We start from the raw sequence: 24,897 nt of genomic DNA, 5'->3' as shown, positions 1-24,897 counted from the left end.
GCGACGATATGGGCGGGGATCTAGTCATCAACGGCGACTACCTTTCCGCCGGCCTGCGCGAACGCGCCAGCGAGCTTGCCAGTCTCGAACTCGGCCCCGTGACCGAGATCGAGCAGGCCCGCAAGCTATCCGCCGAGATCGACCAAGACCGTTTCACCCGGATCGACCGCGCCATGGTCGAGGAAGCCGATGCCCGTTTCCTCGACCTGCGCCATGAACTGGCAGAGCCGAGGCGGCAGTTCGAGCGCACCTTGCGCCTGCGCCGCCTTACCAAGCTGGAGAAGATGGGGCTGGCGACCGAGCACGCGCCCGCCGTTTGGGAATTGAGCAAGGACATGGAACCGGCCCTGCGCGAGCTAGGCGAGCGTGGCGACATTATCCGCACCATGCAGAAGGCGCTCGGCCCGCAGGCAGGCGAACGCGATCCCATGAGCTTCCAAATCCATGACGGAGCGCCCGAGACGCCTATCGTCGGCCGCGTCGTGGACAAGCACCTGTCCGACGAGTTGGGCGAGAACCTGACAATCGTGGTGGACGGGATCGACGGTAGGACGCACCACATCGCCGGCATCACGCCCGAGCGGCTGGAGGACGCCCGCATTGGCAGCGTCATCCAGATCGGCCCGGCCGAGGTGGCACCCCGGCCGTCCGACCGCACCATCACCGCCATCGCCGAGGACGGCATCTATCGGCCGAGCCGCCATCTGGAGCAGGCGAAATTCGAGGGCCGCGTTCCCGGCGGCGACGATGAGGGCTATATCGATGCCCATGTCCGGCGGCTGGAGGCGCTGCGCCGGGCCGGCATCGTCGAGCGCATCGACGCCGACCAATGGCGCATCCCAGATGATCTGGTCAGCCGCGCGGCTGATTACGATACCGGCCGCGACCGGCAGGCCAGCGTTCGCGTGCTTTCCCCGGTTGATCTGCAAAGGCAGATACGTTCGGACTGCGCGACATGGCTGGACCGGCGATTGGTCCATGGCGAAACGGCCGACCTTGCGCCGACCGGCTTCGGGCAACAGGTCCGCGAAGCCATGGACCAGCGCCGCGAGCATCATATCGAACAGCGCGACGCCACGCGCAACAGGGACGGCCGAATCTTCTACCGGCGCAATCTTCTCGCCACCCTGCGCGAGCGGGAAGTTGCGCGCGCCGGTGCGGAGATGACCGAGGGCAAGGCGCTGCCGTTCCGCGCCGCCAAGGATGGTGAGAGTGTCAGCGGCAAGTTCACCGGGACTGTCCAGCTAACGAGCGGCAAGTTCGCCATCGTGGAAAAGAGCCACGAGTTCACCCTTGTCCCGTGGCGGCCGATCATCGACCGCCAGCTCGGCCGCGAGGTCGCGGGTATCATGCAGGGCGGTTCGGTGTCGTGGCAGTTAGGGCGGCAGCGGGGGTTGGGGCTATAGGAGCCAACGATACCGCATTGCAACGCAACAACTAATTCGATAAGAGCTGCTATTCAATTTCGTAATCGTGGAGCCATCAGCATGGGAAATTCCAAGTCAGCAGACAAGTAAGCCGCAACATCAGAATTGTTGTTGCGGCGCTCTGTAAGACCAATCCCATCTGATTGCTGACGAGCAGACGCTGCCCGGTATCCTTAATCGAGCGGTTGATTCGTCATGACCACCACACGCCCCGCGTGGGCCTATACGCTGCCGGCAGCCTTGCTGCTTATGGCTCCCTTCGACATCCTCGCCTCGCTGGCGATGGATATTTATCTTCCAGTCGTTCCGGCGATGCCGGGCGTCCTGAACACGACTCCATCCATAATCCAACTCACGTTGAGCCTCTACATGGTGATGCTCGGTGTGGGCCAAGTGATCTTTGGGCCACTCTCCGATCGCGTCGGGCGACGGCCGATCCTGCTTGTAGGCGCAACGGCTTTCGTTGCTGCGTCTCTGGGAGCGGCTTGTTCTTCAACTGCATTAGCCTTTGTTGCGTTTCGTCTGGTTCAGGCTGTTGGAGCATCGGCCATGCTGGTGGCCACCTTCGCGACCGTGCGCGACGTATATGCCAATCGTCCCGAAGGTGCCGTCATCTACGGCCTTTTCAGTTCGATGCTGGCGTTCGTGCCTGCGCTCGGCCCTATAGCCGGTGCGCTGATCGGCGAGTTTTGGGGATGGCAGGCGATCTTCATCACACTGGCTGCACTGGCTTCGCTCGCACTCTTAAACGCCAGTTTCAGGTGGCATGAAACCCGACCGTTGGATCAGGCCAGAACGCAACGATCTGTTTTGCCGATCTTCGCGAGTCCGGCCTTTTGGGTTTACACGGTCGGATTTAGTGCCGGCATGGGCACATTCTTCGTTTTCTTCTCGACAGCCCCCCGTGTTCTCATAGGCCAAGCCGGCTATTCCGAGATCGGATTTAGCTTGGCCTTCGCGACTGTCGCGCTGGTCATGGTCACGACAACCCGCTTCGCAAAGTCCTTCGTTGCCAAATGGGGTATCGCGGGATGCGTAGCGCGCGGGATGGCGTTGCTCGTTTCCGGCGCGATCCTGTTGGGGATCGGCCAACTTTTCGGATCGCCGTCATTTTTCAGCTTCATCCTGCCGATGTGGGTTGTCGCGGTCGGCATTGTCTTCACGGTGTCCGTTACCGCCAACGGCGCACTTGCGCAGTTCGACGACATCGCTGGATCAGCGGTTGCGTTCTACTTCTGCATCCAAAGCCTGATAGTCAGTATCGTCGGGACATTGGCGGTGACGCTGTTAAACGGCGATACAGCGTGGCCCGTGATTTGTTACGCCACGGCAATGGCAGTGCTGGTGTCGTTGGGGCTGGCGCTCCTTCGATCCCGTGATGCTGCCACCGAGAAGTCGCCAGTCGTCTAGCCGACGACTGGAAGCAAGCCCGCTTTGATGCGGCGCAATAATCTTCGAAACCTCGTGAATGGCGGTATCCTGTCTGGCAAGATACCGCTCATTTCCCTTGTCCCGTGGCGGCCGGTCATCGACCGCCAGCTCGGCCGTGAGGTCATGGGCATCGTGCAAAGCGGATCGGTGTCGTGGCAGTTGGGGCGGCAAAGGGGCATAAGCCTCTAATCTGTTGTAGATGAACGCAGCCGCTCGAAACCAGCGATGAGGCTGTCGAGTCCGAAGTTGAACGCAGCATCCATGCCGTCTGTTTCCAACTCGTGAAACAGATCGTGCAGGAAGGACGACGGTGCTTGCTCGGACACATCTGGCCTGTCCGGAACTCTCTCATCGGCATCAGATGCCTGCTGCTCGAGAACGGAACCGACCACATAGTGACTGACCGCCCGGAGCGCCCAAACGGCGCGCTTCGGACAAAAGCCCTCCGCGCAGAGAAAGCGTATTTGCGTCTCGGCGGTGCCAAAATTCGGTTCTGTCGGTCGAGTGCCGGCATGGATACGCGCGCCGTCGCGATAAGAGAGCAACGCCGTTCTGAAGCTCAGGGCATTCTCTTTCAGGAACACCCGCCAGTCCTCATTCTCTTCGGGTAGCGAGCGGGTATGGCGTTCCGCCAGCATCGCCTCGGCGAGCGCATCAAGCAGCGCTCGCTTGTTCTGGAAATGCCAGTAAAGCGCAGGCTGCTGAACCTTGAGGCGTTCAGCGAGCTTCCGCGTCGTCAGGCTGTCCATGCCAACCTCGTTCAACAGCTCTAGCGCCGCCGCGATCACGGTGCCCTTGTCCAGTTTGGTCATTCACGTTCCTTCGCCAGTGCTTGACAATTTATCACCGATAAGTTCTATGTCCATCTCCTTATCGTTGATAAAGTCGCTCCATTGAGCGGCGCTGGAGTTTCAGGTGCGCAGCTCTGCCATCATTGCCCTGCTGATCGTGGGTCTTGACGCCATGGGTCTCGGCCTCATCATGCCCGTCCTTCCGACGCTTCTGCGTGAGCTTGTGCCAGCAGAGCAGGTCGCTGGACACTATGGTGCCTTGCTGTCGCTCTATGCATTGATGCAGGTCGTCTTCGCGCCCATGCTTGGACAGCTTTCGGATTCTTACGGTCGGCGTCCGGTACTTCTGGCTTCTCTTGCAGGAGCCGCAGTCGATTACACGATTATGGCATCAGCGCCGGTCTTATGGGTGCTCTATATCGGCCGACTCGTGTCCGGCGTCACGGGCGCAACCGGAGCTGTAGCAGCCTCAACCATTGCCGATTCGACGGGGGAAGGTTCTCGCGCACGCTGGTTCGGCTACATGGGGGCCTGTTATGGGGCGGGCATGATTGCCGGGCCAGCACTTGGTGGCATGCTCGGTGGTATCTCTGCTCATGCCCCGTTTATCGCCGCCGCCCTTCTCAACGGGTTCGCGTTCCTGCTTGCCTGCATTTTCCTCAAGGAGACTCATCACAGCCATGGCGGGACCGGAAAGCCGGTTCGCATCAAACCATTCGTTCTGTTACGGCTGGATGATGCATTGCGCGGGCTAGGTGCGCTTTTCGCAGTTTTCTTCATTATTCAACTGATCGGCCAAGTGCCTGCAGCCCTATGGGTCATATATGGCGAGGACCGTTTTCAGTGGAACACCGCGACCGTTGGTTTGTCGCTCGCGGCGTTTGGGGCAACACATGCGATCTTCCAAGCGTTTGTTACCGGCCCGCTTTCAAGCCGGCTTGGAGAGCGGCGCACGCTGCTGTTTGGCATGGCTGCGGATGCGACTGGCTTCGTTCTTCTGGCTTTTGCCACGCAGGGATGGATGGTGTTCCCGATTCTGTTGCTGCTTGCCGCCGGGGGTGTTGGCATGCCGGCCTTGCAGGCAATGCTCTCAAACAATGTCAGCAGTAACAAGCAAGGGGCTTTGCAAGGAACGCTAACGAGCCTCACCAATCTAAGCTCTATCGCAGGACCGCTTGGCTTCACAGCACTCTATTCTGCCACCGCCGGGGCATGGAACGGTTGGGTTTGGATTGTCGGCGCGATCCTCTATTTAATATGTCTGCCAATACTACGCAGACCATTCGCAACTTCATTGTGATTTAGTCATGGCGATTTGGCATGCGTAGACTTAGGAGAAATGACGGATTAAATCTGTTGAGCAATCATCTCCTTTCGGGGCGAGTGCCAATGATGACCTTAGTTCACACTCTCGCTGTCGCCGAATATCTCAACTTCCGTCACGCCGCCAACGCGCTCGGCGTTGCACAGTCCAGCGTCAGCGCCCGCGTGAAGGCACTGGAAGAAGACCTCGGCATCCTCTTGTTCGAGCGTCATGCGCGCGGCGTTCGGCTGACCGAGGCCGGACGCCATTTCGTCGAGCGGATAGCCGTAGGTATTGACCAACTCGACCATGCGGTGAAAACCGCCGGCATGGCGGCAGCCGGAGAAAGCGGCCGGCTTCGTATCGGTATCCATGCCCTGATTCCGCATAGCTTCCTCGCAAAGCTGATCGGCCAATACCGCAAGGATTACCCCGATGTTGAAGTCGAGATCGCCGAAGGCCCGGCCCGTGAAGCGGTGGTGCAGCTTCGCGCCGGCAGGTTGGACGTGGCGTTCGTCGCGGGCACGCCCCAACCACCCGACTGCCATTCCCGTCGCACATGGACCGAACCGCTCTTGGCGGTGCTACCGGAACGGCATCCGCTCGCCAAGCGGTCAGCCGTCACATGGCCCGATTTGGCAGGCGAGACGTTCCTTGTCAGGCATGGCGGCACTGGACCGCAGGTTCATAGCCATATCGTGCTACGCCATGCCGAGCGCTGGCCTGCGCCGTCGATCCTGCGCTTCGACGTGGGGCGTGGCACCCTTTTGTCTTTGGTCGGACAGGGCTTTGGCATCACCATCGTCGGCGCGGCCACGGCGCTGTTGCCGACAAACGGCATTGTCTTTTTGCCCTTCACCGACGAGCCGGAGCCGGTCGCCTTCTCGGCTGTCTGGTCGCCGTCCAATCGCAGCGCGGCGCTTCGCAACCTGCTCAGCCTCGCCAACGACATGGGCCGGAAGGTCTGCACGGACTACCGTTCGATACTACCACGGATAGCGAAGGCGTGAGCGACAAGTCCACCGGCACCGTACAATTATCCAGCAGCCAGTTCGCTGTGGTTGAAAAGAGCCATAAATGCACCCTTGTCCCGTGGCGGCCGGTCATCAACCGCCAGCTCAGCAGCGAGGTCTGCGCGGGCAGATAGGACCGGCGCTATAGGATCAATGCTCTATTCGACCTTCCTCTCAAAAGCGTTATCTGACCATCGTTGCGTAGCGAACCGAAGTGTTTGCGGAAGCACAGTCCGGGACTGTTACTGCCATCGCCGGAAAGCGACACTTGCATTAACACCGCCAAAGCCGAATCCGTTGGAAATGGCATGTTCCATGAGAATGGGCCGCGCAGATTGGCGAACGAGGTCGATACCAGCGGCAACAGGATCGGGGGTTTCTAAATTTCTCGTTGGGGGAGCAATTTGATCGCGCAAAGCGAGCACCGTGAAGATTGCCTCAATACCGCCTGCGGCACCAAGTAGGTGCCCCGTAGCCGATTTCGTGGCGCTTACGACCACATCATGATTGCCGAACACGGATTGTATCGCGGCAATTTCTCCTCGATCTCCTACGGGGGTGGAGGTGGAATGTGCGTTCAAATGTTGAATATCGATTGGTTTCAACCCAGCACTGTGGAGTGCAATTCCCATCGCACGGGCCGCGCCTCGGCCGTCATCTGGACCGGCAGTCATATGATGTGCATCGGCGCTTGTGCCGTATCCCACCAATTCCGCTATGGGCTTGGCACCCCGAGCGAGGGCATGTTCTAATTCCTCTATGACGATCAGACCCGCCCCTTCAGACATTACGAAACCATCGCGCCCGGTGTCGAACGGCCTCGACGCCAGTTCCGGGGTAGTATTGTAGCCGGTGGATAGTGCTCGCGCGGCAGCAAATGCCCCAAGACTAACCTTATCAATGCATGCTTCTGCCCCGCCGCACAGAGCGATGTCGGCCTCGTTAGAGCGTATCAGCCGCGCGGCGTCGCCGATGGCTTGAACGCTGGCAGCGCAGGCGGTTACAGGCGTGCCAATAGGACCTGTAAATCCATGCCTGATGGTAACATGTCCTGCCGCGAGATTGGCCAGAAACGATGGCACGGTAAAGGGTGATAGCCTCCGTGCTCCCCGTGTATCCGTTATACGAACTGCTGAAGCAATTGCAGGAAATCCGCCTATACCAGAGGCAATAATTGTCGCCGTGCGCTCACGTTCGTAGTCGCACGTAGGATGCCATCCCGCCGTTTCAAGAGCCTCCATCGCGGCCGCTAGTGCGAACAGAATGAAGCGATCCATTTTTCGTTGATCCTTTGTGTCAACGATCACATCGGGATCGAAACCGGCTTCGGAATCTTCAATCAGGCTGGGAACGAGTCCTCCGATTTTCACCGGCAGGTCGCTGGAGATTTCATCGGGCAAACTCCTAATTCCTGATTTTCCTTCCAAGAGCCTTTTCCAGCTTGTTTCGGTCCCGGAACCAAGAGGGCCCACCAGACCCATGCCGGTTATAACAATTCGACGCATTTGATTATTCCGCTTTTTCTGAGTTTACCCGCTTCACACGGTTTATGACGCGCATCGTTTCTTCCGTCGCCGCTGGGCCTGCTAGAAGAACCGTGTTTTCAGGAGTGATTTTTTCTCCAGTATCCGCATCGACTATGATGGCGTTTCGTTCCCTACCGGTTTCCCTGTCGCCAAGGCGCATGGCTATTTCATTGGGCGCAAGATTCCGGTTTCCCCATGCGAACAGGGCGATTGCTACCGGATAGAAATCTCGCCCCTTGTCGGTAAGGACGTATTCAAATCGAGGCGGATGATCATTGTATCGTTGCCTTTCAAACAACCCTTCGGCTGTGAGATGTTTCAATCGCCTCGCCAAAATGTTCGTGGAAATACCGAGATTCTTCTCGAATTCATCGAATTTGCTCAACCCTTGGAAGGCGTCCCGCAGGATCAGGATGCTCCACCAGTCACCGACGCTTTCCAGCGCTCGGGCTGCGGGACATTCGGATGATAGAAAGCTTGTTCGTTGCATGGCACATCCATAATGGCGTTACTTCCATTATGCAAGTTACATATGTGACAGCGGCGACATGACGCGAGGGCTATCCGAGGCATCCATTGCGGCGATTCGCCCGACCAGTTGAGCAGCGGCGATCACCCGGCCGGATGGCGGTGAATGCAACCCGTCCTATTTGCCGCCGATAGTATCCGGCAGCCCTCTCGCATCCGCTTTCCTGTTGCCTGTCCCGATTTTGCCTACTCTCTGATCGGCTCCGTCTCTTTTGCCGACTGGAGCCTGCATTGCGCGGAGGCCGAATCCTTTGGGGTCAGATCGCCGTAGTCTTCACCATCGTCTTGGTGATGACGTGGGCGGCGACGCAATGGGTAGCGTTTCGCCTCGGCTTCCAGCCCCAGCTTGGCAATCCGTGGTTCGAGCTGGTTGGCCTGCCGGTCTATTATCCGCCGGCCTTCTTTTGGTGGTGGTTTTCGTTCGACGCCTACGCGCCCGCGATCTTCGTCGAGGGCGGCATCATCGCCGTATCGGGCGGTTTCCTCGCCATCGCCGCCGCCATCCTCATGTCGATCATCCGGGCACGGGAGGCGCGCAACGTCGCCACCTATGGTTCGGCGCGATGGGCAGAGGATAGGGAAATCCGCACCGCCGGCCTGCTCGGTCCCGATGGCGTCCTGCTCGGCCGATACAACCGGGACTACCTGCGCCATGATGGCCCGGAGCATGTCCTATGCTTCGCCCCGACGCGCAGCGGCAAAGGTGTCGGGCTGGTGGTGCCGACGCTGCTGACATGGTCCGCATCCGCCATCGTCCACGACATAAAAGGCGAAAACTGGACGCTGACAGCGGGCTTCCGCGCGAAGCATGGCCGCGTGCTGCTGTTCGATCCAACCAACGCCAGATCGTCGGCCTACAACCCGCTGCTGGAGGTCCGGCAAGGGGAATGGGAAGTCCGCGACGTGCAGAACATCGCGGATATTCTGGTCGATCCCGAAGGCAGCTTGGACAAAAGGAACCATTGGGAAAAGACCAGTCATTCGCTGCTGGTCGGCGCGATCCTGCATGTCCTCTATGCGGAGAAGGACAAGACCTTGGCGGGCGTTGCCAACTTCCTGTCCGATCCGCGTCGCCCGGTCGAGGCGACCTTGCGCGCCATGATGGATACGCCGCATCTCGGCGAGGCTGGCGTTCATCCCGTCATCGCGTCGTCGGCCCGCGAGCTGCTGAACAAGAGCGAGAACGAGCGCAGCGGCGTCCTTTCCACAGCCATGTCATTTCTCGGCCTCTACCGCGATCCCGTGGTGGCGCAGGTGACGGCACGATGCGACTGGCGCATTGCCGATCTGGTCGGCAGCCGCCGGCCCGTCACGCTCTATCTGGTCGTGCCGCCGTCCGACATAAACCGCACCAAGCCGCTTATCCGCCTGATCCTCAACCAGATCGGCAGGCGGTTGACCGAGGAACTGACCACCTCCGGCAAGCGCCATCGCCTGCTGTTGATGCTGGACGAGTTTCCGGCGCTCGGCCGGCTCGACTTCTTTGAATCGGCGCTCGCCTTCATGGCGGGGTATGGAATCAAAGGCTTCCTGATCGCGCAGAGCCTCAACCAGATCGAGCGCGCCTATGGGCCGAACAACGCCATCCTCGACAACTGCCACGTCCGCGTCAGCTTCGCCACGAATGACGAGCGGACGGCCAAGCGGGTGAGCGACGCGCTTGGCACCGCGACCGAGTTGCGCGATTCCACCAACTACGCCGGCCATCGCCTTGCACCGTGGTTAGGTCACTTGATGGTTTCACGGCAGGAGACGGCTCGGCCGCTGCTCACGCCGGGCGAGATCATGCAGCTTCCGCCAACCGACGAAATCGTCATGGTCGCGGGCACGCCGCCGATCCGCGCAACCAAGGCCCGCTATTTCGAGGATGCGCGGTTTCAGGAACGCATCCTGACCCCGCCCGATCTGGTCGCCGCTCCGCTGGCGCCCAGCCCATCCGCCGATGACTGGTCCGGCCGCGTGGTCGCGGCGGGAAGCCGTTCCGCAACGGTCGCCGCAGATGCGACCGAGGGCGATCCGGCCAACGCCGGCATCCGCCGCGAGCCGGAATTGCCCGAGCATGAGGAAATCGTCACCCCGCCGCCATCCCCCGAACAGGAGTTCGACATTCTGGACGACGAGCCGGATGTTGACGCGGCCAAGGCCCGCACTATCCGCCAGCGCATGAGGATGGTGGCGCGGCAGGTGGCGATGAACCCCGATGATGGAATCGAGCTTTGAGGACACGCCTATGACCACACGCACCCGCCTGAATCTCTATTTCGACCCAGCGCTCATCCCGCAGATCGAGGCGATGGCGCTGCGCCGCTCGGCGGCGCTGCGCCGCAATGTCTCGAAATCCGCCATCGTGGAGGCGGCGGTCATGTCCTACCTGTCCGGCGATGCCGACGACCAGCTTGAAGCCGCCATGTCTCGCCGCTTGGATAAACTCGGCCGCCAGATCGACACGCTCGACCTAGATCTCGCCGTCCTCGGCGAGACGGTCGCGCAGTTCATCCATTTCTGGATGACCATCACGCCGCCGCTTTCAGGAGCCGCGCAATCTGCTGCCCGCGCGAAAGGTGCGGAACGGTTTGAAGGATTCATGCAGAATCTCGGCCGGCGTCTGGCGACGGGCGACAGGTTCTTGAAGGAGATTACGAGAGATGTTGGGCCTGAAGAAGGTCTTCCGGGGTTGAACAATCATCCAACGCAGGAGCGCTGATGAAGATTATTGCACCGACTATAGTCGCTATGCGCGGCGCTAGGTTCGCCTACTTCTCTCCGTCAACGCATCAATGTTATCTAGAGCTTCCGAATTGCTGAACTACCTCTCCGGTTATCCACGCGCTATCAGGCATCAGATCAAAGTGATTTCGCCCAGGGCGTTCGAGATACCGTGCTGATGGGAAATGTGCGACGGCGGCGGCTGTTGCATTCCGAAAAAAGCACTTTTCGCCTGCATAAAGTAAAACTGGCGCAGTGAACGACTCAGAAGCCGCACCCAAGGGCGGCCATTCAGCTTCAGCGGTGCGTAATGCATGAAGTGCGTTGGTGTTGACGCGAGCAAGACGGGTGGCCATGCCGTCCGGCACATCGAACATTTGCATCCAAACAGCAAGCCAAGCTTGTGCTCCACTGGAAAATGTTTCGGCAACCATATCTGTCGCCAAATCGACTTCAGAGTGAAGCTCGAACCCCCCAAGAATCAATCCTCGATAAGCCTCTGGATTTTGAACGGCGGCAGCGAGCGCTATTTTTGCGCCGAGCGAGTATCCCCAGACTAATGGATTTACTAGATCTAGGGTGTTGATTACCGTTTCAATGTCAGAAGCCATTTTGGGCAATGCGTAAGAGGACGAATTCGTGGGGCATGTGCTTAGCCCGTGCCCGCGAGGTTCGACACATACGACATGAAATTCCTTAGCCAATCCTGAGATGTAGCCAAGTTCTAACCAGTCCTCACAGGTCATGCTGATGCCAAAGATCAGGACAAGAGGCAGGTTCGTTTCATCACCAAACGTCTCATACCTCACGAGAACGTCGTCATTTTTAACATAGGGCATGACCATTAATAACGTGCGACAAGCCTGATCGCAACTTCGGTAGCAAAAAGGAGAGGTGGAAAGGCAGCAGAATCTCGGCCGGCGTCTGGCGACCGGCGACAGGTTCCTCAAAGAGCTGTCGCGCGACCTCGACTCACTTCCCGACGATCCGTTGCCGGACGAATCCGAGAGCAACGGCGATCAAGAATAAGTATTCGGACCCGTCCTATTTACCGCCGATGGCCGCCGATTGCCGCCGCCGCTTAGATACTTGTTGAACCGGCCCAATTCCGGGCTTTCTTAATCGACCCCGATCCGGGGACCGCCTGTTGCGCCCCGCCAGAAGCCGGGGCCGACATGACCACCAACCACCACAGACAGGAAGCGATCCAGCGCGGCGCGCGCATGTTGCGCACCGCGCTCGGCCCCGCCATTGCCCGGCTGCTCGAAGACCCGGCCGTGGTCGAGGTAATGTTGAACCCGGACGGTCGCCTTTGGGTGGACCGGCTGTCCGAAGGGCTTTCCGACACGGGCGAACGCCTGTCCGCCGCCGATGGCGAACGCATCGTGCGGCTGGTCGCGCATCATGTCGGCGCAGAGGTTCATGCCCGCAGCCCCCGCGTCTCGGCAGAGCTGCCCGAGAGCGGGGAACGGTTCGAGGGCCTTTTGCCGCCCGTGGTCGCCGCGCCGGCCTTCGCCATCCGTAAACCTGCCGTCGCGGTGTTCACGCTCGACGACTATGTGGCCGCCGGCATCATGTCTGCCGATCAGGCGGAAACGCTGCGCGAAGCCGTCGCAGCCCGCGCCAATATCTTGGTGGCGGGCGGCACTTCCACCGGCAAGACCACGCTCACCAATGCCCTTTTGGCGGAGGTCGCCAAGGGCGCGGATCGTGTCGTCATCATCGAAGACACCCGCGAGCTGCAATGTGCCGCGCCCAATCTGGTGGCGCTGCGCACCAAGGATGGCGTCGCCAGCCTGTCGGACCTTGTGCGGTCCTCGCTGCGCCTGCGCCCCGACCGCATCCCGATTGGGGAGGTGCGCGGATCGGAAGCCCTCGACCTGCTCAAAGCATGGGGCACGGGCCATCCCGGCGGGATCGGCACCATTCACGCCGGCACCGGCATCGGCGCGCTTCGTCGCCTTGAACAGCTCATCCAAGAGGCTGTCGTCACGGTCCCGCGTGCGCTGATCGCCGAGACTATCGACCTTGTTGCCGTCCTTTCCGGGCGCGGTTCCGCGCGCCGGCTGGCCGAGCTTGCCCGCGTCGAGGGGCTGGGGCCGGACGGCGACTACCGCATCACGCATCCCATCCCTTCGGCAATCCCCACCAGCACAGGAGAATCTTCATGATCCGCACCCTTACGCGCGGCTATCGCTTCGCCACGACCGCCGCATCTGCCCTTGCCATCAGCCTCATGCTTGCCCCGGCCGCCCATGCGTCCGGTTCGTCGATGCCATGGGAACAGCCCTTGCAGCAAATCCTCCAGTCCATCGAGGGGCCGGTCGCCAAGATCATCGCCGTCATCATCATCATCGTGACGGGCCTGACCCTCGCGTTCGGCGATACCAGCGGCGGCTTCCGTCGCCTGATCCAGATCGTTTTCGGCCTGTCCATCGCGTTCGCCGCATCGAGCTTCTTCCTGTCTTTCTTCTCGTTCGGCGGCGGGGCGCTCGTTTGATGGCGGGCGGCCTCGAACTGCTCGACGCGGTGCCGGGCTTCACGGTCCCGGTCCACCGGGCGCTGACCGAGCATATTTTGCTCGGCGGCGCACCGCGCTCCATCGCCATCATGAACGGAACGCTGGCCGGAGCCGTGGGCCTCGGTTTGCGCCTCTGGCTGGTCGGCATCGCCATTTGGGCAATCGGCCATTTCGCAGCCGTATGGGCGGCGAAGCGCGATCCCCAATTCGTCGAGGTCGGGCGTAGGCATCTGCGCGTCCCCGGCCATCTGGCGGTGTGAGGGCGCGGCCATGATGAACCTTTCCGAATATCGCCGCACCGCCGCCCGGCTCGCCGACTATTTGCCATGGGCCGCATTGCTCGGCTCCGGCGTCGTCTTGAACAAGGACGGCAGTTTTCAGAGGACCGCGAAGTTTCGCGGTCCCGATCTGGATTCCGCCGTCGCGGCCGAGCTGGTCGCCGTCGCCGGCCGCATCAATAACGCCGTGCGCCGCCTCGGCTCCGGCTGGAGCATCTTTGTTGAGGCGCAGCGCAGCGAGGCCGCGACCTATCCCGACAGCACCTTTCCCGATGCGGCATCGGCGCTGGTCGATGCCGAGCGCAAAGCCGGGTTCGAGGAAGCAGGCACGCATTTCGTGTCGGGCTATTTCCTGACCTTCCTCTGGCTGCCCCCGGCCGAGGAAGCCGCCCGCGCCGAAACATGGCTCTACGAGGGCCGCGAGAAAACCGGCGTGGACCCGTGGGAGCTGCTGCGCGGCTTCATCGACCGCACCGACCGCGTGCTGGCTTTGCTCGACGGCTTCATGCCCGAGTGCCGTTGGATGGATGATGGCGCGACGCTGACCTATCTCCACTCCACCATCTCGACCAACCGGCATCGCGTGCGCGTGCCCGAGGTGCCCATGCACCTCGATGCGCTGCTCGCCGACCAGCCCTTGACCGGCGGGCTGGAGCCGCGCCTTGGGACCAAGCATCTGCGCGTGCTGACCATCGTGGGATTCCCGACCGCGACGACGCCGGGCCTGCTCGACGAAATGAACCGCCTGCCGTTCCCCTACAGGTGGAGCACGCGCGCGATCCTGCTCGACAAGACCGACGCGACGCGGCTGCTGACCCGCATCCGCCGCCAATGGTTTGCGAAGCGCAAGAGCATCGCCGCGATCTTGAAAGAGGTGATGACCAACGAGGCGTCCGCGCTGGTGGACACCGACGCGGCCAACAAGGCGCTCGACGCCGACATGGCCTTGCAGGAACTCGGCGCGGACGTGGCGGGCATGGCCTATGTCACGGCCACCGTCACCGTATGGGATGCCGACCCGCGCCTAGCCGACGAGAAGCTGCGCCTGGTCGAGAAGATCGTTCAGGGGCGCGACTTCACCGCCATGCCCGAGAGCGTCAACGCGGTTGACGCATGGCTCGGCAGCCTGCCCGGACACGCCTACGCCAATGTCCGCCAGCCGCCCATCAGCACATTGAATCTCGCCCACATGATCCCGCTGTCGGCGGTGTGGGCGGGGCCGGAACGGGACGAGCATTTCGGTGCGCCCCCTCTGCTCTTTGGAAAGACCGAAGGCTCAACCCCGTTCCGGTTGTCTTTGCATGTCGGCGACGTAGGGCACACCCTTGTCGTCGGCCCCACGGGCGCGGGCAAGAGCGTGCTGCTCGCCCTTATGGCCTTGCAGTTCCGGCGCTACGCCGGATCGCAGGTCTTCGCCTTCGACTTCGGCGGCAGCATCCGCGCCGCCGCGCTCGCCATGGGCGGCGACTGGCACGACCTTGGTGGCGGGCTGACAGAAGGGGCCGAGGCGTCCGTCTCGCTCCAGCCGCTCGCCCGCATCCACGACACCTATGAACGCGCATGGGCGGCGGACTGGATCGCCGCCATCCTCATGCGGGAAGGCATCGCCATCACGCCCGAGGTCAAAGAGTATCTTTGGACGGCGCTGACTTCGCTGGCCTCGGCCCCGGTCGAGGAACGCACCATCACCGGCCTTGCGGTGCTGCTGCAATCCAACGATCTGAAACAGGCGCTCCGGCCGTTCTGCGTCGGCGGTGCCTATGGCCGGCTGCTCGACGCCGAAGCCGAACATCTCGGCTCGGCGGATGTGCAGGCGTTCGAGATCGAGGGCCTTGTCGGGACTGGAGCGGCCCCGGCCGTGCTGTCCTACCTGTTCCACCGCATCGGCGACCGGCTCGACGGGCGGCCGACGCTTCTCATCATAGATGAAGGCTGGCTTGCGCTGGACGACGAGGGTTTCGCCGGCCAGCTCCGCGAATGGCTGAAAACGCTCCGCAAAAAGAACGCCAGCGTCATCTTCGCCACGCAAAGCCTGTCCGACATTGACGGCAGCAACATCGCGCCCGCGATCATCGAGAGCTGCCCGACGCGGCTTCTGCTGCCGAACGAGCGCGCCATCGAGCCGCAGATTACCGAGATTTACCGGCGTTTCGGGTTGAATGACCGGCAGATCGAAATCCTCGCACGGGCCACGCCCAAGCGCGACTACTACTGCCAGTCGAGGCGCGGCAATCGCCTGTTCGAGCTTGGCCTGTCCGAAATCGGCCTCGCGCTCTGCGCCGCATCCGCCAAATCCGACCAGACGCTCATTGCACAGATCGTCGCCGAACACGGCCGCGACGGCTTCCTCGCCGCATGGCTACGCGCGCGCGGCGTCGAGTGGGCGGCCGAGCTGATCCCCAACCTCACCAATCTTGCCGACCGGCCGGAATCCGCCGCGCCGGCCCGGCTCGATACCCACCCCACACAGGAGATTCTTCCATGACCTATCCCAAGTTTGTCGGGGCTTCGGCCCTCGCGCTGGCGCTCGCAGTGCCCGTCGCGCTGTCGCCCATGCTGGCAAGCCCGGCCCATGCGCAATTCGGTTTCGGCCGGATCGTCTATGACCCGAGCAACTACGCGCAAAACCTGCTCACGGCAGCGCGCACGCTGGAGCAGATCAACAACCAGATCACCAGCCTCCAGAACGAGGCGCAGATGCTCATCAATCAGGCCCGCAATCTGGCGAGCCTGCCGTATTCGTCGCTCCAGCAGCTCCAGCAGAACGTGAGCCGGACGCAGCAGCTTCTTAGCCAAGCGCAGAACATCGCGTTCGAGGTCGGGCAGATCGACCAAGCGTTTCAACAGCAATACGGCAACGTCTCGCTTTCGACGACCGACGCCCAGCTTGTCGCCGATGCGCGCAGCCGGTGGGAGAACACGGTCGGCGGCTTGCAGGACGCAATGCGCGTGCAGGCGGGTGCGGTCGGCAACATCGACAGCAACCGCGCCGAGATGGCCGCGCTTGTCGGCCAGAGCCAAGGCGCGACCGGCGCGCTGCAAGCCACGCAGGCCGGCAACCAGCTTCTCGCGCTCCAGTCACAGCAGCTTTCCGATCTGATCGCGGTCATCTCGGCGAACGGCCGCGCCGACGCGCTGACCGAAGCCGAGCGCGCGACCGCCGCCGAACAGGGCCGCATCCAGCGCGAGCGTTTCCTGACGCCCGGCAGCGGCTATCAGCCGGGTAACGCGCAGATGTTCAACAACGGCAACAACTGACCGGGAGGCTCGCCATGGACGGCAAGATGCTGGTCCGGCTCGGGGCCGTGGTGTTCGTTGCGATTGCCTTGACAGTGACCGCAATCGACATGACGCGGAAGGACGAGCCTTCCGCGTCACGGCCGGCATCGGCCCTCCAGCCCCCGGCCGATCCCCTGCGCGAAACCCTGCGCCGTTGCCAGCAACTCGGCGAGGCGGCGGCGAGCGACACCGACTGCCTCGCCGCATGGGCTGAATCCCGCGACCGCTTCCTCGGCCGTGACCGCAGCGAGGCGCGCTGACCATGGGAAACACGGGCGTCATCGACAATTTCCTCGGCGTATTCACGCGCTACATCGACAGCGGGTTCGGGCTGTTGTCTGGCGAAGTCGCCTTCATCGCTACCACCCTGATCGTCATCGACGTGACGCTTGCCGCGCTCTTTTGGGCATGGGGCGCAGATGACGACATCATCGCTCGGCTGGTGAAGAAGACCCTTTTCGTGGGCGTCTTCGCCTACATCATCGGCAATTGGAACAACCTCGCCCGGATCGTCTTCGAGAGCTTCGCCGGCCTCGGTCTCATGGCGTCGGGCACCGGCTTTTCTGTCACCGGTCTGACGCGGCCGGGCCGCGTAGCGCAGACCGGCCTCGACGCCGGCCGCCCGCTGCTCGACTCCATTTCCGACCTGATGGGCTGGATCGCCTTCTTCGAGAACTTCATCCAGATCGCGTGCCTGCTGTTCGCATGGGCGCTCGTGGTGTTGGCCTTCTTCATCCTCGCCATCCAGCTTTTCGTGACCCTCATCGAGTTCAAGCTGACCACGCTTGCCGGCTTCGTCCTCATCCCCTTCGGCCTGTTCGGCAAGACCGCCTTCATGGCCGAGAAGGTCTTGGGCAACGTGGTGTCCTCCGGCATCAAGGTTCTGGTGCTCGCCGTCATCATCGGTATCGGCAGCACCTTGTTTTCGCAATTCACGGCCGGTTTCGGCGGGGCGACCCCGACCATCGACGACGCCATGGCGATTGTGCTGGCAGCTCTGTCGCTGCTCGGCCTCGGCATCTTCGGCCCCGGCATAGCAAACGGCATCGTTTCGGGCGGCCCGCAGCTCGGCGCGGGTGCTGCCGTGGGAACCGGGCTTGCGGTCGCAGGTGCAGCCGTCGCCGCTGGCGGCGGGGCCATGCTCGCCGCCAAAGGTGGTGCCGCTGCCCTGTCCGGCGGGGCCGCGGCCGTCCGCGGCGGCGCGGCCACCGCGGGCGCGGCGACCGCCGCCTATAGCGTCGGATCGCTTGGCCAGTCCGGCGCGGCAGGCGTCGCCTCCGGTCTCGGCGGCGTCGGCCGCGCAGCAGGTTCGGCCGCCATCTCACCCCTCAAACGCGCCGCCGCGCGGGCCAGCGAATCCGTCAAATCCAGCTTCTCCGAAGGTTCGAAGGCCGGATTCGGCGCAAGCGGCGGCAGCTCCACCATGGGAACGGTCGGCGGGAGCGATGCTGCGCCCGCATCGCCGGCACCATCCGCCGGTCCTCCGGCCTGGGCGCAGCGCATGCAGCGTTCGCAAGCCCTCAACCACGGCACGACCATGGCCGCCCATGCGGTGCGCTCCGGCGACAGCCACGGCTCCGGTTCCTCCATCAATCTTTCCGAAAGTGACCGCTCATGAGCATCTTCAAACGACCAGCAACTCATTACGGCAAGACGCCGGAACCCGAGACGCCTTATCAGCGCGCCGCGCAAGTGTGGGACGAGCGTATCGGCTCGGCCCGCGTGCAGGCGCGGAACTGGCGGCTCATGGCCTTCGGCTCGCTGATCCTCTCGGCCGGCTTCGCCTCTGCGCTGGTCTGGCAGTCCGCGCGTGGGACCGTGGTGCCTTGGGTCGTGCAGGTGGACAATCTCGGTCAGGCGCAGACCGTCGCGCCAGCCAATGCCGACTATCGCCCGACCGATCCGCAGATTGCTTTCCATCTCGGCCGCTTCATCGAACAGGTCCGCGCGATCCCGGCCGACGCGATCATCGTCCGCCAGAACTGGCTTCGCGCCTATGAATGGACCACGGATCGCGGCGCGGCGGCATTGAACGATTACGCCCGCGCCAATGACCCTTTCACCAAGGTCGGCCGCCAACAGGTCGCCGTCGAGGTGTCCAGCGTCATCCGGGCCTCGCCCAACAGCTTCCGCGTCGCGTGGACGGAAAGGCATTTCGAGAACGGCCAGCTTTCCACCACGGAACGATGGACGGCCATCCTCACTATCGTCATCCAGCCGCCGCGCGACGCCGAGCGCCTGCGCGCCAATCCGCTGGGAATCTACGTCAATGCAATTTCGTGGTCGCGGGAGATGAGCCAATGAAAACGTCAGCTTGCATCAATCACCTCGCTGATCTTTCCCTTGGAGATCATGAAGAACGAGGTGCCCGCTATCTCGATCTTCTGCCCAGCCTTCCAGCCGTTGGGCAGGTCGGCCTTGACCTTGGCGCGATAGCCGATGCGCACCGCTGCACGGTCCTCAATGGCGATGCAGTCGAGAATTGTCTGTTCTCTTTCCGCAAACAATTCAACACCCTGTTCCGCCAACGCGCGAAATGCCTCAATCCCATGCGTCTCGTTCGTCACTTCTCCGTTCGATCTGTTGATAAACCGAACGTCGCCCGACAGGCAGTCGAGCATCGCCTGAACATTCATCGTGTTGTAGGCGTCGATATACCGGGCAACAATCGTCGGGACAGTATCCATCCTGTCAGTTCCTCACTACTAATCCTAAAGCCGCTATCGTATGCTATTTTTGTGACGGTCGTGGCAATCGCTTTGACCGGCTGCGCCACCAATCGGATGCCGCAATTCAGCTATGACGCCAGCGTTCCGCCGCTGCCGACCGTGCAGGCGGCAGCAGTCGACAACACGCCCCGGCCGCTGCATGTGCCCCCGGCATGGACCGTGGCGCGGGGCGGTACGGCTGCCGGCACGCCGACCGGCCGCGTCGAGAACGCCAATGCAGCCGCCCGCGTCGAGCCGCGCCGCGAAGGCTACTACAACGCCATCCAGATATATCCGTGGTCGGAAGGCGCGCTCTATCAGGTCTATGCCGCAGTCGGGCAGATCACGACGATCGCGCTGGAGCCGGGCGAGAGCCTGACCGGCGCGGGGCCAATCGCGGCGGGCGACACCGCCCGCTGGATCATCGGCGACACGGAATCCGGTTCGGGCGCGAACCGCCGCGTCCATATCCTCGTGAAGCCGACGCGACCCGACATCGCCACCAACCTTGTCGTCACCACCGACCGGCGCACCTACATGATCGAGCTGCGCGCCCGGGAATCGCTCTACATGCCCGCCGTCGCCTGGGCCTATCCCGCGACGCCCGGCCAGCGCCGCACCGTTCCGACAGCCCCGATCATCCCCGCCGAGGCGGCGCGGAACTATCGCTACGCCTTGCAGGTGCAGGGCGATAGCCCGCCATGGCGGCCCGTCTCCGTCTTCGACGATGGCCGCCGCGTCTATGTCGTCTTCCCGGCCGGGATCGTGCAGGGCGAGATGCCGCCCATCTTCGTGCTTGGCGCGAACGGCGAGCCGCAGATCGTCAACAGCCGAGTCCACCAGAACGTCCTGATCGTGGACCGCCTGTTCGGCGCGGCCGAGCTGCGCCTTGGCTCTGGCAGCCGCCAGCAGGTCGTCAGGATCGTCCGCACCAACCCGACGCAGGCCGCCGACGCGCAGCCCGCCAGCGCGACCGGAGGCTCCCCGTCATGACCGACAACACCATCACCGAAACCGCAGCCCCCATGCGGCTGCGCGCCGAGCCGCCGCGCGTCACCCGCCTGTCCCGCAAGATGCTGGCGGGCGTCGGCGCGGTTGCGTTGCTCGGCATCGGCGGCGCACTCATCTATGCGCTCCAGACCCGCGACGGAGGGCCGGACGGCGGCGAACTCTACTCGACCGAGAACCGGCCCACGGCGGACGGCCTCGCCGGTCTGCCAAGCGACTATAGCGGGCCGGTGCTCGGCCCCGCGCTGCCCGGAGATTTGGGCCGTCCGATCCTCGACGCGCAGAACCGAGGGCAGCCCGTCGCACCGCCTACGATGGCGACGCCCGCCGTCGATCCCGCCGAGGAACGCCGCCGCGCCGAGGAAGAAGCCGCGCGCTTAAGCAATGTGTTCTTCCAGTCCGGCCCGCGCACGGGATCGCCGGCAGGGACGGCCATGCCCAGCCTTGCCGGTCTTGGCCTCGGCGGACAGCCCGCGACGCAGGACCGGCACGCGGCTTTCCTCAATGGACCCGTGGACCGGCAGACTGTCGCGCCGGATCGTGTCGCGCCGCCGGCATCGCCCTACATCCTTCAGGCCGGGGCCGTGATTCCGGCCGCGCTCATCACCGGCATCCGTTCGGACCTGCCGGGCCAGATCACGGCTCAAGTGACCGAGAACGTCTATGACAGCCCGACCGGGTCGCTGCTGCTGATCCCGCAGGGAACGCGCATCATCGGCCAATACGATGACGGCGTGACCTTCGGCCAGCGAAGGGTGCTCTTGGTGTGGAACCGCCTGATCCTGCCGGGCGGCCGTTCCATCGTCCTTGAGCGTCTGCCGGGTGCGGACGCTTCCGGTTACGCCGGGCTTGAGGATGGCGTGGATTACCACTGGTGGGATCTGATGAAGGCCGCAGGGCTGTCCACGCTGCTCGCAGTCGGCACGGAACTGGCGACCAGCGACGAGGACCGGCTTATCCGGGCCATCCGCGACGGGGCGCAGGATACCGTCAATCAGGCGGGGCAGCAGATCGTCCAGCGCCAGTTGCAGGTCGCACCGACGCTGACCATCCGGCCCGGCTTCCCGGTCAGGATCATCGTCACCCGCGACCTTGTATTCGAACCGGCAGGAGGTTGACCATGACCAAGCTGAAACTCGGCCCGCTGCCCGACGACAAGCCCGTGAAGATCACCGTGGAGCTGCCTGCGCCACTTCACCGCGATCTGGTCGCCTATGCCGAGGTGCTGGCCCGCGAGAGCGGCCAGCCCGCCGCCGATCCCGTCAGGCTCATCGTGCCGATGCTGGAGCGGTTCATCGCAACGGATCGCGGCTTCGCCAAGGCACGGCGAGCCGCCAACTGAGTCCCATCCCGGCAGGGGTGCCGCCAGCGCATAGGCGCAAATGCGGCACGCTACAGGCCGCCGACTGCCCTCCATGGTTCGCCTAATTCCGGGGCCTTGAGCGCCTCGGATTCCAACAGAACCAAGGAGGATTCCATGTGCGCAGAGCGCCGCCGCGCCCGGAGAGGGCGACCGCGACAGTCGATCCCCGAACCACTTCCCGACGATCTTTTCGACTACGCCGACGATCCTACGCCCGACGGCCGGACGCGAGCCGGCAACATGCCACTTCTCGGCCCGGATGGGCAGAGGATGCGTGTCACCGACGACTGGCCCGAAGACATTCCCGTCACCGAAGCCGAGATTGACGTGTTCGAGCGTTGGTTCGGCGATGTGTTCGACGAACTCTTGAACCCGAGAAAGCCGAATGACAGCTTGCAATACCTATCACAAACTGATAGGAAAAAGACGTGAGCGTGGATCGTGATCCAAGCCTCGACACGCTTCTGGACCTCGACGGACAGATGCTCTTTGTCGATCCCGAGGGCGGCCATTGGGTGAAGTTCGTCGTCACCCGCGTTCCGGCCTCGCCGGAAAAGCCGCACGGCCTCGATTATTCGCTCACGCTTCACGAGCTTTCGGGCGAACGGCTGGTCGGCTTCGACAATGCCCATCCGGTCGGCCGAGGCAGGCGCGGCGCGCCGATGGACCATCGGCACCGCTTTCAGACCGTGAAGCCTTACGCCTACGAGGATGCGGCCACGCTGCTGGCCGACTTCTGGCAGGCCGTGGACGCGGTATTGAAGGAACGAGGTGCCCTATGACCACATTGAAAGTCGGGATTGCCGACTATGAAGAAATGAAGGCCCGCACCATGCGGATCGCGCGCGGCGAGGAAAAACCTGCGCCCAGCGATCCGAAGGTGTGGTTCACCTCGACCGAATCCTTTGCCAAGGTGCTGTCGGCCGGCAACCGCGAACTGCTGCGCATCATCGCCGAGAAAGCCCCGGCATCGCTGGAGGAACTGGCGGAAATCACCGGCCGGGCCGGCTCCAATCTGTCACGCACCCTGAAAACCATGGAGAACTACGGTCTTGTGCGACTCGAACCGGGGCATGGGCGTAAGCTCGCGCCCAAGGTGGTGCATGACCGCGTGGAGCTGGCGTTGCCCCTGATCGACCACCCCAAGATGAAGAAAGCTATGGGAGGCCGACCATGAACATTCACAGCCCAACCACTACCGCCCGCGCCGCGCTCTACCTGCGCGTTTCGACTGCCCGGCAGGCGGAGCATGATATTTCCATTCCCGACCAGAAGCGGCAGGGCGAAGCCTATTGCGAGCAGCGCGGCTATCAGCTCGTTGAGACTTATGTGGAACCGGGCGCAACCGCCACCAACGACAAGCGCCCCGAATTCCAGCGCATGATCGAGGCGGGCACGTCGAAGCCCGCGCCCTTCGACATTGTCGTGGTGCATAGCTTCTCGCGCTTCTTCCGCGATCACTTCGAGATGGAGTTCTACGTTCGCAAGCTGGCGAAGAACGGCGTCAAGCTCGTGTCCATCACGCAGGAAATGGGCGACGATCCCATGCACCAGATGATGCGGCAGATCATGGCGCTGTTCGACGAATACCAGTCCAAGGAGAACGCCAAGCACGTCCTGCGCGCCATGAACGAGAATGCCCGGCAGGGTTTCTGGAACGGCGCACGGCCGCCCATCGGCTATCGCATCGTCGCGGCCGAGCAGCGCGGATCGAAGATCAAGAAGAAGCTGGAGATCGACCCGCTGCACGCCGACACCGTGCGGCTGATCTATCGCCTGTTCCTCGAAGGAGACGGCACGTCCGGCGCGATGGGCGTCAAGGCCATCGCCACCTATCTCAACGAGCGCCGCTTCTTCACCCGCGACGGAGGGCGTTGGGGATTGGCGCAAATCCACGCCATCCTGACCCGCACCACCTATATCGGCGAGCACAGGTTCAACACCCGCTCGCACAAGGATCGGGAGAAGAAGCCGGAGAGCGAGGTCGCCATCATGGCGGTGCCGCCCCTAATCGAGCGCGAGACGTTCGACGCGGTGCAAGCCCGCCTCAAGTCCCGCAATCCCATGGTGACGCCTGCACGTGTCTCCAGCGGCCCGACGCTCCTGACCGGCATTTGCTTCTGCGCCAAGTGCGGGGGAGCGATGACGCTTCGCACCGGCCAAGGCAGCACGGGCGCGACATACCGCTACTATACCTGCTCGACCAAGGCCCGGCAGGGCAAGACCGGCTGCAAGGGTCGCACGATCCCCATGGACAAGCTGGACCATACGGTCGCCGATTATATCGGGGACCGCCTGCTCCTGCCCAAGCGGTTGGAAACCGTCCTTGCCAGCGTCATCGACCGCCGACAGGAACGCACCGAGCGCCGCCGCGAGCATCTTGCCGAGCTTCAAAGGCGAATCACGGAAGCCGACCAGCGGCTCGGCCGTCTCTTTGACGCCATCGAAGCCGGCATGGTGGACAAGGACGACGCCATGGCAAAGGAACGCATGGTGAGCCTCAAGGCATTGCGGGATCAAGCCGCCGCCGACGCGGAGCGCACGCAGCTCGCGCTCGATAGTTCAGGCAATCAGGGCGTCACCCCCGATATGCTCAAGGGGTTTGCCCGCAAAGCCCGTGAACGGATCAGGCTCAACGATGGCGGCTACCGCCGCGACCATCTACGCGCGCTGGCGCAGCGTGTCGAGGTTGCCGACGACGAGGTTCGCATCATGGGATCGAAGTCGGAACTGCTGCGAACGCTGGTCGCCGCTTCAAGCGTAGAAACGGCGGCGTTCGGCGTTCATAGTTCTGTTCTGAAATGGCGCACCCATCAGGATTCGAACCTGAGACCTCACCCTTCGGAGGGGTGCGCTCTATCCAGCTGAGCTATGGGTGCCTTCTGCTTACGCAGTGCTTACGCGAATTTTTCGTCGGTTGGAAGACCAGAAATCCGATCTTTCAAGTTGTTGTTTTGTCGGCCTCTTTTCACATCTCGCAACTAGCATTCGAGGTTGACATCCGCCTTCGGAGGG

General features: G+C 62.8%; 26 protein-coding genes, 1 tRNA gene and 3 pseudogenes. 24 read left to right on the top strand and 6 right to left on the bottom strand.

What is annotated here, in order from left to right; translation table 11 throughout:
• Positions 1–8: 8 nt before the first annotated feature.
• From EPA64_RS17020 to EPA64_RS16405, 3 genes and pseudogenes are all read left to right on the top strand, one after another.
• The gene (locus EPA64_RS17020; RefSeq protein WP_425467042.1) at positions 9–1,406 is read left to right on the top strand and encodes a DUF3363 domain-containing protein; all 1,398 of its coding nucleotides are present in this window, start codon (positions 9–11) and stop codon (positions 1,404–1,406) included.
• A gap of 216 nt (positions 1,407–1,622) precedes the next feature.
• A complete protein-coding gene (locus EPA64_RS13580; protein ID WP_000214125.1) occupies positions 1,623–2,837 on the top strand; it encodes a chloramphenicol/florfenicol efflux MFS transporter FloR2 in 1,215 nt (404 codons plus the stop codon).
• Positions 2,838–2,930: 93 nt separating this feature from the next.
• A pseudogene (locus EPA64_RS16405) lies at positions 2,931–3,047 on the top strand (DUF3363 domain-containing protein); the annotation flags it as partial.
• On the opposite strand, the gene tetR(G) reads toward EPA64_RS16405, so the two are convergent.
• Complete coding sequence (gene tetR(G), locus EPA64_RS13570; RefSeq protein ID WP_000163574.1) at positions 3,044–3,670, bottom strand: tetracycline resistance transcriptional repressor TetR(G); 627 nt, start codon at positions 3,668–3,670, stop codon at positions 3,044–3,046. The pseudogene EPA64_RS16405 and the gene tetR(G) overlap by 4 nt on opposite strands.
• A gap of 103 nt (positions 3,671–3,773) precedes the next feature.
• Between tetR(G) and tet(G) the strand changes: the two genes are divergently transcribed.
• The 3 genes and pseudogenes from tet(G) to EPA64_RS16810 form a co-directional block, all read left to right on the top strand.
• Positions 3,774–4,949: a tetracycline efflux MFS transporter Tet(G) gene (gene tet(G) / locus EPA64_RS13565; protein ID WP_001257840.1), complete on the top strand. Its 1,176-nt coding sequence runs from the start codon at positions 3,774–3,776 to the stop codon at positions 4,947–4,949.
• An 89-nt stretch (positions 4,950–5,038) separates the two neighbouring features.
• Positions 5,039–5,962 carry a LysR family transcriptional regulator gene (locus EPA64_RS16815; protein ID WP_028657710.1) on the top strand — a complete coding sequence of 308 codons (924 nt, stop codon included), beginning with the start codon at positions 5,039–5,041 and terminating at the stop codon, positions 5,960–5,962.
• Positions 5,899–6,084: pseudogene (locus tag EPA64_RS16810) on the top strand (DUF3363 domain-containing protein); the annotation flags it as partial. The gene EPA64_RS16815 and the pseudogene EPA64_RS16810, both read left to right, overlap by 64 nt.
• Before the next feature lie 123 nt (positions 6,085–6,207).
• On the opposite strand, the gene fabF reads toward EPA64_RS16810, so the two are convergent.
• Both fabF and EPA64_RS13545 read right to left on the bottom strand, forming a co-directional pair.
• The gene (fabF, locus tag EPA64_RS13550) at positions 6,208–7,470 is read right to left on the bottom strand and encodes a beta-ketoacyl-ACP synthase II (protein ID WP_084639837.1); all 1,263 of its coding nucleotides are present in this window, start codon (positions 7,468–7,470) and stop codon (positions 6,208–6,210) included.
• Between the two features lie 4 nt (positions 7,471–7,474).
• The gene (locus EPA64_RS13545; RefSeq protein ID WP_031623797.1) at positions 7,475–7,981 is read right to left on the bottom strand and encodes a winged helix-turn-helix transcriptional regulator; all 507 of its coding nucleotides are present in this window, start codon (positions 7,979–7,981) and stop codon (positions 7,475–7,477) included.
• A 269-nt stretch (positions 7,982–8,250) separates the two neighbouring features.
• Between EPA64_RS13545 and EPA64_RS13540 the strand changes: the two genes are divergently transcribed.
• Positions 8,251–10,239, top strand: a complete 1,989-nt coding sequence (locus EPA64_RS13540; protein WP_029074264.1) for a conjugal transfer protein TraG — start codon at positions 8,251–8,253, stop codon at positions 10,237–10,239.
• A 10-nt stretch (positions 10,240–10,249) separates the two neighbouring features.
• Positions 10,250–10,723: a hypothetical protein gene (locus EPA64_RS13535; protein WP_029074263.1), complete on the top strand. Its 474-nt coding sequence runs from the start codon at positions 10,250–10,252 to the stop codon at positions 10,721–10,723.
• Between the two features lie 76 nt (positions 10,724–10,799).
• Here EPA64_RS13535 and EPA64_RS13530 read toward each other — a convergent pair whose 3' ends face one another.
• On the bottom strand, positions 10,800–11,570 hold the full coding sequence (locus EPA64_RS13530; RefSeq protein WP_031623917.1) for an alpha/beta fold hydrolase: 771 nt from the start codon (positions 11,568–11,570) through the stop codon (positions 10,800–10,802).
• A gap of 49 nt (positions 11,571–11,619) precedes the next feature.
• On the opposite strand from EPA64_RS13530, the gene EPA64_RS16950 reads away from it, so the two are divergent.
• The 9 genes from EPA64_RS16950 to trbF all read left to right on the top strand — a co-directional run bounded on the left by EPA64_RS16950 (position 11,620) and on the right by trbF (position 19,107).
• The gene (locus tag EPA64_RS16950; protein WP_255302509.1) at positions 11,620–11,754 is read left to right on the top strand and encodes a hypothetical protein; all 135 of its coding nucleotides are present in this window, start codon (positions 11,620–11,622) and stop codon (positions 11,752–11,754) included.
• A 194-nt stretch (positions 11,755–11,948) separates the two neighbouring features.
• Entirely contained in the window at positions 11,949–12,896 is a 948-nt protein-coding gene (gene trbB / locus EPA64_RS13520) for a P-type conjugative transfer ATPase TrbB (protein WP_200973972.1), read from the top strand.
• Entirely contained in the window at positions 12,893–13,225 is a 333-nt protein-coding gene (locus EPA64_RS13515; RefSeq protein ID WP_029074261.1) for a TrbC/VirB2 family type IV secretion system protein, read from the top strand. The genes trbB and EPA64_RS13515 overlap by 4 nt, the downstream gene beginning before the upstream one ends.
• Entirely contained in the window at positions 13,225–13,506 is a 282-nt protein-coding gene (locus tag EPA64_RS13510) for a VirB3 family type IV secretion system protein (protein WP_029074260.1), read from the top strand. The genes EPA64_RS13515 and EPA64_RS13510 overlap by 1 nt, the downstream gene beginning before the upstream one ends.
• A gap of 10 nt (positions 13,507–13,516) precedes the next feature.
• Positions 13,517–16,009, top strand: coding sequence for a conjugal transfer protein TrbE (gene trbE, locus EPA64_RS13505; RefSeq protein WP_029074259.1), 2,493 nt, complete (start codon positions 13,517–13,519; stop codon positions 16,007–16,009).
• Positions 16,006–16,782 carry a P-type conjugative transfer protein TrbJ gene (gene trbJ / locus EPA64_RS13500; RefSeq protein ID WP_029074258.1) on the top strand — a complete coding sequence of 259 codons (777 nt, stop codon included), beginning with the start codon at positions 16,006–16,008 and terminating at the stop codon, positions 16,780–16,782. The genes trbE and trbJ overlap by 4 nt, the downstream gene beginning before the upstream one ends.
• A 14-nt stretch (positions 16,783–16,796) precedes the next feature.
• Positions 16,797–17,063, top strand: a complete 267-nt coding sequence (gene trbK-alt / locus EPA64_RS13495; RefSeq protein WP_031623918.1) for a putative entry exclusion protein TrbK-alt — start codon at positions 16,797–16,799, stop codon at positions 17,061–17,063.
• 2 nt (positions 17,064–17,065) lie between these two features.
• Positions 17,066–18,421, top strand: a complete 1,356-nt coding sequence (gene trbL / locus EPA64_RS13490; RefSeq protein ID WP_029074256.1) for a P-type conjugative transfer protein TrbL — start codon at positions 17,066–17,068, stop codon at positions 18,419–18,421.
• On the top strand, positions 18,418–19,107 hold the full coding sequence (gene trbF, locus EPA64_RS13485) for a conjugal transfer protein TrbF (RefSeq protein WP_031623919.1): 690 nt from the start codon (positions 18,418–18,420) through the stop codon (positions 19,105–19,107). The genes trbL and trbF overlap by 4 nt, the downstream gene beginning before the upstream one ends.
• Positions 19,108–19,112: 5 nt before the next feature.
• On the opposite strand, the gene EPA64_RS13480 is transcribed toward trbF, so the two are convergent.
• Positions 19,113–19,490, bottom strand: a complete 378-nt coding sequence (locus tag EPA64_RS13480) for a nuclear transport factor 2 family protein (protein ID WP_029074878.1) — start codon at positions 19,488–19,490, stop codon at positions 19,113–19,115.
• Between the two features lie 96 nt (positions 19,491–19,586).
• On the opposite strand from EPA64_RS13480, the gene trbG reads away from it, so the two are divergent.
• The 7 genes and pseudogenes from trbG to EPA64_RS13445 form a co-directional block, all read left to right on the top strand.
• Entirely contained in the window at positions 19,587–20,504 is a 918-nt protein-coding gene (trbG, locus tag EPA64_RS13475) for a P-type conjugative transfer protein TrbG (protein WP_200523655.1), read from the top strand.
• Positions 20,505–20,536: 32 nt separating this feature from the next.
• Positions 20,537–21,637, top strand: a complete 1,101-nt coding sequence (locus tag EPA64_RS13470) for a TraB/TrbI/VirB10 family type IV secretion system protein (protein WP_420822601.1) — start codon at positions 20,537–20,539, stop codon at positions 21,635–21,637.
• Positions 21,638–21,639: 2 nt separating this feature from the next.
• Positions 21,640–21,861 (top strand): DUF2274 domain-containing protein, encoded by a 222-nt coding sequence (locus tag EPA64_RS13465; RefSeq protein ID WP_029074252.1) that lies wholly within the window; start codon positions 21,640–21,642, stop codon positions 21,859–21,861.
• A 135-nt stretch (positions 21,862–21,996) separates the two neighbouring features.
• On the top strand, positions 21,997–22,314 hold the full coding sequence (locus tag EPA64_RS13460; protein WP_029074251.1) for a hypothetical protein: 318 nt from the start codon (positions 21,997–21,999) through the stop codon (positions 22,312–22,314).
• Positions 22,311–22,664: a toxin-antitoxin system TumE family protein gene (locus EPA64_RS13455; RefSeq protein WP_127520397.1), complete on the top strand. Its 354-nt coding sequence runs from the start codon at positions 22,311–22,313 to the stop codon at positions 22,662–22,664. The genes EPA64_RS13460 and EPA64_RS13455 overlap by 4 nt, the downstream gene beginning before the upstream one ends.
• Entirely contained in the window at positions 22,661–23,059 is a 399-nt protein-coding gene (locus EPA64_RS13450; protein WP_029074249.1) for an HVO_A0114 family putative DNA-binding protein, read from the top strand. The genes EPA64_RS13455 and EPA64_RS13450 overlap by 4 nt, the downstream gene beginning before the upstream one ends.
• A pseudogene (locus EPA64_RS13445) lies at positions 23,056–24,108 on the top strand (recombinase family protein); the annotation flags it as partial. The gene EPA64_RS13450 and the pseudogene EPA64_RS13445, both read left to right, overlap by 4 nt.
• 576 nt (positions 24,109–24,684) lie before the next feature.
• On the opposite strand, the gene EPA64_RS13440 reads toward EPA64_RS13445, so the two are convergent.
• A tRNA-Arg gene (locus tag EPA64_RS13440) sits at positions 24,685–24,761 on the bottom strand.
• Between the last annotated feature and the right edge of the window lie 136 nt (positions 24,762–24,897).

This window comes from Paracoccus luteus (assembly GCF_004522155.1).
GTDB classification, from domain to species: Bacteria; Pseudomonadota; Alphaproteobacteria; order Rhodobacterales; family Rhodobacteraceae; genus Paracoccus; species Paracoccus luteus.
Note: the sequence above shows the minus strand (reverse complement) of the source record. Positions and strands in the feature narration are given on the sequence as shown.